This window comes from Methylobacterium sp. D48H, from assembly GCF_053345715.1.
Genome location: NZ_JBKFAP010000015.1, coordinates 123,137 through 131,525, shown reverse-complemented (window position 1 = coordinate 131,525; position 8,389 = coordinate 123,137). Strand labels below are relative to the sequence as shown.

Genomic DNA, 8,389 nt, shown 5'->3' with positions numbered 1-8,389 from the left:
AGGCCGAGACGGTGACGCGGGCGATCGCCGACCGGGCGCTGCAGCTCTTGGACGTGGACGGGGCGGGTCTCGACGTGATGGACCGCAAGTACCTGAGCCTGATCGCGCGCTCGTTCGGGGGCGGGCCGGTGGGGATCGAGACGATCGGGGCGGCGCTGTCGGAGCCGCGGGACGCGATCGAGGACATCATCGAGCCCTACCTGATCCAGCGCGGCTTCGTGCAGCGCACTCCCCGCGGACGCGTCCTCACCCGACACGCCTACCGGCATCTCGGCCTGCCGGAGCCGGAGCCGGCCCCGGTCGCCGCCTGAGCGCCGGCCGAATTGCCGGATCCCGTCACGGGCCCTAGCTTCCCTCGGCACAGCGGAGGCGCCCGCGATGATCGATCTCTACGCCTGGAACACCCCCAACGGCCGGAAGATCAGCGTGGCGCTGGAGGAGATGGCGCTGCCCTACCGGGTCATCCCGGTCGACATCACGCAAGGGGCGCAGCACGCACAGGACTTCCTGGCGATCAGCCCGAACAACCGCATCCCCGCCATCGTCGATCCGGACGGGCCGGACGGGTCCCCGATCCCGGTGTTCGAGTCCGGGGCGATCCTGCTCTACCTCGCCGAGAAGACCGGCCGCTTCCTGCCCGAGGACCGGCGGCAGCGCGTCGCCGCCCTGGAATGGCTGATGTGGCAGATGGGCGGCTTCGGGCCGATGCCCGGCCAGGTCCACCACTTCCTGTCCGTCGCGGAGGCCGACCGCGCCTACGGGCTCGCCCGCTACAGCAAGGAGACGCACCGGCTCTACGGCGTGCTGGACCGGCGCCTCGCGCAGGTCGCGTACGTCGCGGGGCCGCTCTCGGTGGCGGATTTCGCGATCCTCGGCTGGGCGTGGCGCCACGAGCGCCACCAAGTCGACCTCGCCGATTACCCGCAGGTCCGGCGCTGGTACGACCGGATGATGGAGCGCCCCGCCGTGCAGCGGGGCTTCGCCGTCCCGCTGAGCTGAGGCGGGGCGCCCCCTGGTCCGGCGCTTGCGACGCCGGGATCCACCGTTCGGGGAGTGACGATGAGGCGACGCACCTTCCTGGCCGCGGGGGCCGCGGCCCTGGCGGCCCCCTCCGTCGGGCGGGCGCAGGGCGCCCGGGTCCTGCGCATGGTCCCCCAGGCGAACGTCACCTCCATCGATCCGATCTGGACGACGGCGATCGTGACCCGCAACCACGCCTACGTGGTCTACGACACGCTGTTCGGCCTCGACGCCGACCTGCGGCCGCAGCCGCAGATGGCGGCCGGCCTCAAGGTCGAGCAGGACGGGCGCCGGGTGACGATCCCCCTGCGCGCGGGCCTGCGCTTCCACGACGGCACGCCGGTCCTGGCGCGGGACTGCGTCGCCAGCATCCGGCGCTGGGCGGCGCGCAACGGCTTCGGCCAGACCCTGATGGCCGCCACCGACGAGCTCGCCCACGACGGCGACACCGACATCGTGTTCCGGCTGAAGGCGCCGTTCCCGCTCCTGCCGCAGGCGCTGGCGAGCGTCAGCCAGCCGGCCTTCGTCATGCCCGAGCGGGTCGCCCGGACCGACCCGTACAAGCAGATCACCGACGCCACCGGCTCCGGGCCGTTCCGCTGGAAGGCCGACGAGTTCAACTCGGGCAGCCTGATGGTCTACGAGCGCCACCCCGGCTACGTGCCGGCGCCCGGCACACCGAGCCTGACGGCCGGCGGCAAGGTCGCCCATTTCGACCGGATCGAGTGGCGGATCATCGCCGACGGCGCCACCGCGGCGGCGGCCCTGCAGAACGGCGAGATCGACTGGTACGAGCAGCCGCCCCCCGAGCTCCAGCAGCTGCTCGCCCGCAACCGCGACATCGTGGTGGAGGGCCTCGACCGGCTCACCAACCCGGCGATCCTGCGGATGAACCACCTGCAGCCGCCCTTCGACGACGTCGCGGTGCGCCGGGCGGTGCTGCCGGCGATCGTCCAGAGCGACTTCATGGCGGCGATCGTCGGCGACGATCCCGGGGCCTACGACGACCGCTGCGGGATCTTCACGCCCGGCACACCGATGGCGAGCCAGGTCGGCCTGGAGGCGCTCACCGGGCCGCGCAGCCTGGAGGCGGCCCGCGCGGCGCTTAGGGCCTCGGGCTACGACGGCGCGAAGATCCGGCTGATCGGCCCCACGGACCTGCTGGCGCCCGCGGCGCTGACCCAGGTCGCGGCCGACCTGCTCCCCCGGATCGGCTTCAACGTCGACCTGGCCCTGAGCGACTGGGGCACGGTGATCCAGCGGCGCGTCTCCCGCGAGCCCGTCGAGAAGGGCGGCTGGTCGGTGCTGCTCACCACCTTCTCGTCCTTCGACAACGCCGACCCCGCCGCCCTGCAGCCGCTCCGGGCCAGCGGGCCGAACGCGTGGTTCGGCTGGCCGTCGGTGCCGCGGCTGGAGGCGCTCCGGACCGCGTGGTTCGCGGCCTCCGACGCGGAGGCGCGCCGGGCGATCTGCGCGGACATGCAGCGGATCGCCCTCGAGGAGGTCGTGTTCGTGCCGGTCGGCTCCTACCGCTCGATGACGTCCTACCGGCGCGACCTCACGGGCCGCCTCCCGGGCTTCCCGATCCTCTGGAACCTCCGGCGCGCCTGAGGGCGCGGCTCCGCCTCGCGCCGGGGCCGCCTCAGGCCCTCCGGCGCACCGTGCCGGCCTCTGCCTCTGCCTCTGCTGCTGCCTTCGCTTCCGCCGCGCCCTCGCGCTCCAGCCGCTCCAGCAGGTCGCCGAGGGGCATCGGGCGGCCGATGTGGTAGCCCTGGGCGTAGCGGCTGCCGTGCCGCCGCGCCACGTCGAGCTGCGCCTCCGTCTCGATCCCCTCGACGATCCCGTCGAGGCCGAGGTTGCGGCACAGGTCCAGGATCGTGGAGACGAGGCTGCAGCCCCGGTCGGTGTCGATGTCGGCCATGAAGCCGCGGTCGATCTTGATCTTGTCCAGCGGCAGGCGGTGGACGTAGCCCAGGCTGGAATAGCCGGTCCCGAAATCGTCGAGCGCGATCTTGATGCCCAGGCTGCGCAGGGTGGTGATGGCCGCCTTGGCGTGGTCGAAGTCGCGCATCAGGGCGGTCTCGGTCAGCTCGAGCGTCAGGCGGCGCGGGTCGATGCCGCTGCCCCGCACCGCCGCCAGGATCGACAGGACGGTCTCGGGCGAGGCGAGGTCGTGGGCGGACAGGTTGAAGGACAGGCCGGTCCCGGGCGGGAGCTGCGCGCAGTCGGCGAGCGCCTTGCGCAGGAGCAGCAGCGTCACCGTGTGGATCATGCCGCCGCGCTCGGCGGCCGCGATGAACCGGTCCGGCGCGACGCGGCCCAGCGTCGGGCTCGTCCAGCGCGCCAGACCCTCCACGAAGGCGGTCCGCCCCGTGGCGAGGTCGAGGACCGGCTGGTAGTGCAGCACCATCTCGGCGGCGAGGTCCGCCGTCCGCAAGGCCGTCTCCACCGCCTGCTCGGCGCGGATCGCGTCCTTGTGCTCCTGCGAGAACAGGGTCGTCGCGCCGCGCCGCTGCTCCTTGGAGTGGTAGAGCGCGTAATCGGCGCGGTCGAACAGGGCGTCGGCGTCGTGTGAGACCCGGCAGGGCAGGGCGAGCCCGCCCGAGCAGCCGGTGACGACCTGGATGTCGCCGATCCGGATCGGCCGCTGCAGCGCCGTGCAGACGCCGTCGCAGAAGGCGAGCGCCGCCGCGGCCGAAGCCGGCGCGCGCAGGATCACGCCGAACTCGTCGCCCCCCAGCCGCGTCACCACCACGTCCGCCCCCGCGAAGGCCGCGAGGCGCCGGCCGGCCTCCGCCAGGACGCGGTCGCCGACATTGTGCCCGTAGGTGTCGTTGATCGGCTTGAACCGGTCGAGGTCGAAGATCGCCAGGGCGAAGGGCGTGTCCACCCCGGAGGACGACCGGAGCGCCTCGTCGAGCTTCTGGAAGAAGTAGCGCCGGTTGGGGAGGCCGGTCAGGCTGTCGGTCTGGGCGAGGCGCGCGTTCTCTTCCGAGAGCCGGCTCGCCACGGCCTGGGACGCGACGAGGGCGACGAAGGCCCGGTAGTTGGTGTTGAGGATGCGGACCATCACGGCCGTGACGAAGGCCGTATTGGCCGCGATGGCGAGGAACACGTGGTTCCCGCTCGTCACGCAGCAGAACAGGAACACGCCCATGACGATGCCGGTGACCAGGAAGGCCGCCAGCGGCAGGTAGGTCAGGCAGAAGATGCAGGCGATCACCGTGACGGCCACGAAGATCGCGACGTGGCCCTGCTCGTAGGGGCCGCCGAACGTGTTCAGGACCATCGCCCAGATCACGAAGGCGACGGAGAAGAAGACCGTCAGCGCCGTCGTCCGCCGCAGGTGGCGGGCGGCCTGCGCCTCGTCCAGGGCCTCGGGCCTCAAGCGCCACCAGTGGATCGCGCGCAGGAGGCACAGCGCGATCACGGTCCCCGGGATGCCGAGGGTCAGGTAGGCGGGCGCCAGACCGTAATGCGTCACCGCGAGGGCGCCGGCATTGACCGAGAGCAGTCCGTAGAGGGACGGGATATGCTTCTGCAGTTCCGCGAGCTGACGCATGGCCGTCAGACCCGGGGCGGATGCGGTCGACCTCCCGATCAATATCGAGAAAGGATATTTCGGACGGTTCATCGAAGCTGCGTCTGAGAGGTTGCCATATTATTATACTCCTAACATTAAAGAGATATTTAAGCCGCGAGCTGTCACGGCGGTCGCCCACGGCTCTATTCCCCGCGCCGGAGCGCCGCATCGCGGCGCTCGGGAGACAATCCGCCGGGCGGGCGAGCCGACGATTTACCGATTCCGTCCCAAGTTGAGCGGGAAGTGACCCGGTTCGACTTGTATCGAGGATCGTACAATTGCCTCGCTGCTCCATCTGCTCTTCCAGAGACTGGTGGATGGGGGTCGGCCGGCCGCCTCGCGTGCCGTCGGCGCCGATTGCCCGGACAGGACATCCCGGCGATGATCGTCGTCGCGGCCGCGGCCGCGGGGCTCAGGAGAGGCCGATGAGAATCCGTGTCCGCGTCGCCCGGCTGGCGATCCTCGTCGGCGGGCTGTGGGTGGCCGCCGCGCCCGCGCAGGCCGAGACGATCGACGTGACCTTCGCCTGTCCGAACGGTCGGACGCTGGCCGTCACCTTCCTGAACGCCGCGGGGCCGGAGCGGGCGGTTGTCCGGCCGGACAACGGCGCCGCCGTCACCCTGCCGGTGCAGCTGAGCGGGTCGGGGTTCCGCTACGCCGACGCCACGCACGAGCTGCGGGGCAAGGGGCGGTCGGTCACGTGGACCGACGGCACCGGCACGCCGGTCACCTGCACCGACCGGACGCCGGCCGACGCCAAGCCGCGCTAGGCTGCCCGGGGGATGCTCGGGGGGGTTGCTCGGGGCGCGTGCCGGACCCTGGCCCGGCAGCGCCGGACCCGCTAGGAACCGCCCGTCCCGGAGATTGAGGCGTCGGCGTCCCGTCGCGCGTCGCCCGCGACGCGGAGACGTTCCTTGCCCGCGCCCGCGCCCCCGTCGCGCTTCGACGCCGTCCTCCTCGACCTCGACGGCACCCTCGTCGACAGCCTGGCCGATCTCCGGACGGCCCTGAACGCCACCCTGGCGCGGGAGGGTCTGCCGCCGGTCGGGACCGCCGCGATGCGGGCCATGGTGGGCGACGGCGCGGTGGCGCTGCTGCGGCGCGCCCTGCGGGCCTCGGGCGGCGATCCGGAGCGGGCGCCGGACCTCCTGCCGGCCTTCTTGGCCGTGTACGAGCCGCTCGCGGCCGCCGGCACCGCCCTGTTCCCCAACGCCGCCGCGGCGGTCCGCGACCTCCGGGCGGCGGGCTACGCGCTGGCGATCGTCACCAACAAGCCGGCCCGCGCCACCGGCCTGATCCTCGACGCGGTGGGGCTGGCGCCGCTGATCGACACGGTCGTGGGCGGCGACACGCTGCCCGAGCGCAAGCCCGATCCCGCGCCGCTGCGGGAGGCCCTGCGTCGCCTGCGGGCCGAGCCCGGGCGGGCCGTCATGGTCGGCGACATGCACCACGACATCGCGGCCGCCCGCGCCGCCGGCACCGCCGCCATCCTGGCCCGCTACGGCTACGGGCGCCCGGACGACGCGCGGACCGCCGACGCCGTCCTGGACGACATCGGCGGCCTGCGGGCGGTGATCGAGGCGCTGCCCGGGGGCGGCGCCCCGGCCTCCTAGCGGGCTCCTAGCGGCCTCCTAGCGGCCTCCTGGCGGCTTGCCGCGAGGTCGAGGCGGGCGGGGGCGCCCGGGGCCCGGGCCTGCCGCTCGAGGACGGCGCGGGCGCTGTCGGCGAGGACGAGCCACGCGCCGGCCATGAGGGTGACGTCCTTGAGGACGAGACGGCCGGCGCCCGAGAGGTAGGGGAAGCCGTGCTCCGCGTCGCCGAGCGCGGCGACCCAGGCCTCGGGGGTGGTCACGAGGAACGACAGGGTCACCACCGGGGTGAGGAAGGCCAGCACCGCGCCGGCCAGACCCAGCCGCCGCGACGCCAGCCCGACGAGGACGAGCAGGCCGATCAGCAGCTCGACCGTGCCGAGTCCGCGGGAGAACGCGTAGGTGTGGTTGGCCGTCTGCCACGCGCGGGCGGCGAGGTTGAGCTCGCCCTCGTGGGTGAGGTGCTGCGCGTACTGGTCGGGATGGGCGTAGAAGAACGCCATCACCGGGCTGTTGGCGACGAAGGGCGTGATGCTGTCGGCCTCGTAGGGCACGAACTTGAGCGCGCCGATCCAGAGGAAGATGACCGCGATGGCGACCCGCATGGCCTGGAGGCCGAGGCGGTTCGAGCCCGGCCCGGAGACGAGGCCGAGGACGCGGCGAACCTGCGTGTTCATGGCACGATTCCTTGCTCAATCGGATGGGGGGAGGGGCTACGCCTCGGCGGAGGCCGCGAAGGCGTCGAGCGCGCGGGTCGCGTAGACGACCGCGGCACCGGCATTGAGGCTGGTGGCGACCCCGAGGGCCTCGGCCAGCTCGGCCTCGGTGGCGCCGAGCTTGCGGGCGGCGTCGGTGTGGACCGTGATACAGCCGTCGCAGCGCAGGGAGATCGCCACCGCCACCGCGATCAACTCACGGGTCTTGGCGTCGAGCTGGCCGGTCTTCTGGCCCGCCGTGCTGAGGGTGCCGTAGCCCCGCACCGTGTCGGGGCTGAGCTTGGCGAAGTGTCCGACGCCGGCGGTGACCTGCTGGCGGTAGCTGTTCCAATCGATCATGTGCATGACGACCTCCTTCGTGATGACGAGGAAGGTAGTCGGGGCCGGCCGCGCCCTCGATGACCGCGCGGCGCAGGCCGATGACCGGGCGGATCAAACCGCCTGCGGGGGCGCCTCGGCCTGCCGCGCCTGTCCGGGGCGGATCCCGTACTTGCGCAGGAACGCCCGGCTGAGCGCGGGCGCGGACTGGTAGCCGACCTCCGCGGCCAGACGGTCCAGCGGGACCGTCTCGGTGCGCAGGCGGTGATGGGCGAGCCCGAGCCGCAGGTCGGTGAGGAATTCCAGCGGGGCGACGCCCGCCGCCCCGCGGAAGGCGCGCACGAGGCTCGCCCGCGACGCGGCGGCCGTCGCGGCCAGTTCGTCCAGCGTCCAGGGATGCACCGGGTCGCGCACCATCGCGAGCACCGCCCGGGCGGTGAGCGGCTGCCCCAGGAGGCGCAGCAGGCCCTCGGCCGGGGCCGACGCCTCGAGATGCGCGCGGAGCATCATCATGAACAGCGCGCTCGCGAGGTTCTCGGCGACCGCGACCGACCCGGCGCGGAGGTCGTTCAGCTCCTCGCGGATGCCCGCCAGGAGCGGCGCGAACCGGGTGGCCAGGGGCTCGGTGCCGACGCTCAGGACGAGGAGGTCGGGCAGGGCGGTCACGATCAGGGTCTGAGGCGCCGCCTCGAAGGCCAGGCGGCCGCAGATCAGCTCGACGTCCGGCTCGGCCCCGACGGTGGTCTTGAACCGCAGATCGTGCGCGTGGCGGACCGCGACGGGCAGGGGCGTCGACGGCGACGGCCCCGCGCCGTGGAACAGGTGCGCGTCGCCGCGCGGCAGGAGCAGGATGTCCCCGGCCGCGACCTGCAGCGGCGCGCCCCCGGGCCGCCGCAGCGTGGCGCGGCCGCGCGTCACGAGGTGGAAATAGGCCTGCCGCGTCGGCTCCGGCGCGTGCGGGGCGGCCCAGGCGCCGCCGAACCGGCAGACGTCGTCCAGGTGCGGCCGCACGCGCAGCAGCGGCGCGAGGCCGCTCAGCGGATCGTCGATTCCGGCGGTTCCGTGTGCGTCCGCGCGGCGCCCGATCGGTCCGGCCATGCTCCCCGCGCTCCGGAATGCCCTCCGGGCCCGGCATAAGGGCGCGCGGCGGCCCCGACCAGGGG

General features: G+C 73.3%; 9 protein-coding genes. 5 read left to right on the top strand and 4 right to left on the bottom strand.

The annotated features are described in order from the left end of the window. From ACLBX8_RS21695 to ACLBX8_RS21685, 3 genes are all read left to right on the top strand, one after another. A partial coding sequence (locus ACLBX8_RS21695) for a Holliday junction DNA helicase RuvB C-terminal domain-containing protein (RefSeq protein WP_447715726.1) occupies positions 1-311 on the top strand: 311 nt, incomplete at its 5' end. A gap of 67 nt (positions 312-378) precedes the next feature. Beyond that, positions 379-999 (top strand): glutathione S-transferase N-terminal domain-containing protein, encoded by a 621-nt coding sequence (locus tag ACLBX8_RS21690; RefSeq protein WP_447700858.1) that lies wholly within the window; start codon positions 379-381, stop codon positions 997-999. Between the two features lie 60 nt (positions 1,000-1,059). Beyond that, entirely contained in the window at positions 1,060-2,631 is a 1,572-nt protein-coding gene (locus ACLBX8_RS21685) for an ABC transporter substrate-binding protein (protein ID WP_447700859.1), read from the top strand. Positions 2,632-2,662: 31 nt separating this feature from the next. Here the strand turns inward: ACLBX8_RS21685 and ACLBX8_RS21680 are convergent, their stop codons facing one another. Beyond that, positions 2,663-4,582, bottom strand: a complete 1,920-nt coding sequence (locus ACLBX8_RS21680; protein ID WP_447700860.1) for a putative bifunctional diguanylate cyclase/phosphodiesterase — start codon at positions 4,580-4,582, stop codon at positions 2,663-2,665. 446 nt (positions 4,583-5,028) lie between these two features. Here ACLBX8_RS21680 and ACLBX8_RS21675 point away from each other — a divergent pair, with 446 nt between their 5' ends. Both ACLBX8_RS21675 and gph read left to right on the top strand, forming a co-directional pair. Then, a complete protein-coding gene (locus tag ACLBX8_RS21675) occupies positions 5,029-5,373 on the top strand; it encodes an MliC family protein (RefSeq protein WP_447700861.1) in 345 nt (114 codons plus the stop codon). Positions 5,374-5,517: 144 nt separating this feature from the next. Continuing rightward, the gene (gene gph / locus ACLBX8_RS21670) at positions 5,518-6,216 is read left to right on the top strand and encodes a phosphoglycolate phosphatase (protein WP_447700862.1); all 699 of its coding nucleotides are present in this window, start codon (positions 5,518-5,520) and stop codon (positions 6,214-6,216) included. On the opposite strand, the gene rclC is transcribed toward gph, so the two are convergent. From rclC to ACLBX8_RS21655, 3 genes are all read right to left on the bottom strand, one after another. After that, entirely contained in the window at positions 6,213-6,869 is a 657-nt protein-coding gene (gene rclC, locus ACLBX8_RS21665; RefSeq protein ID WP_091683252.1) for a reactive chlorine resistance membrane protein RclC, read from the bottom strand. The genes gph and rclC overlap by 4 nt on opposite strands. Before the next feature lie 36 nt (positions 6,870-6,905). Continuing rightward, positions 6,906-7,253: a carboxymuconolactone decarboxylase family protein gene (locus tag ACLBX8_RS21660; protein WP_020096313.1), complete on the bottom strand. Its 348-nt coding sequence runs from the start codon at positions 7,251-7,253 to the stop codon at positions 6,906-6,908. An 87-nt stretch (positions 7,254-7,340) separates the two neighbouring features. Further along, positions 7,341-8,324: a cupin domain-containing protein gene (locus tag ACLBX8_RS21655; RefSeq protein WP_447700864.1), complete on the bottom strand. Its 984-nt coding sequence runs from the start codon at positions 8,322-8,324 to the stop codon at positions 7,341-7,343. Positions 8,325-8,389 lie beyond the last annotated feature (65 nt).

What these genes read in the sequence shown, in the direction of transcription:
- ACLBX8_RS21655 (WP_447700864.1), bottom strand. Translation starts at nt 8,324, where the DNA reads ATGGCCGGACCGATCGGGCGCCGCGCGGACGCACACGGAACCGCCGGA.
- ACLBX8_RS21675 (WP_447700861.1), top strand. Translation starts at nt 5,029, where the DNA reads ATGAGAATCCGTGTCCGCGTCGCCCGGCTGGCGATCCTCGTCGGCGGG.
- ACLBX8_RS21680 (WP_447700860.1), bottom strand. Translation starts at nt 4,582, where the DNA reads ATGCGTCAGCTCGCGGAACTGCAGAAGCATATCCCGTCCCTCTACGGA.
- ACLBX8_RS21690 (WP_447700858.1), top strand. Translation starts at nt 379, where the DNA reads ATGATCGATCTCTACGCCTGGAACACCCCCAACGGCCGGAAGATCAGC.
- ACLBX8_RS21685 (WP_447700859.1), top strand. Translation starts at nt 1,060, where the DNA reads ATGAGGCGACGCACCTTCCTGGCCGCGGGGGCCGCGGCCCTGGCGGCC.
- rclC (WP_091683252.1), bottom strand. Translation starts at nt 6,869, where the DNA reads ATGAACACGCAGGTTCGCCGCGTCCTCGGCCTCGTCTCCGGGCCGGGC.
- ACLBX8_RS21660 (WP_020096313.1), bottom strand. Translation starts at nt 7,253, where the DNA reads ATGCACATGATCGATTGGAACAGCTACCGCCAGCAGGTCACCGCCGGC.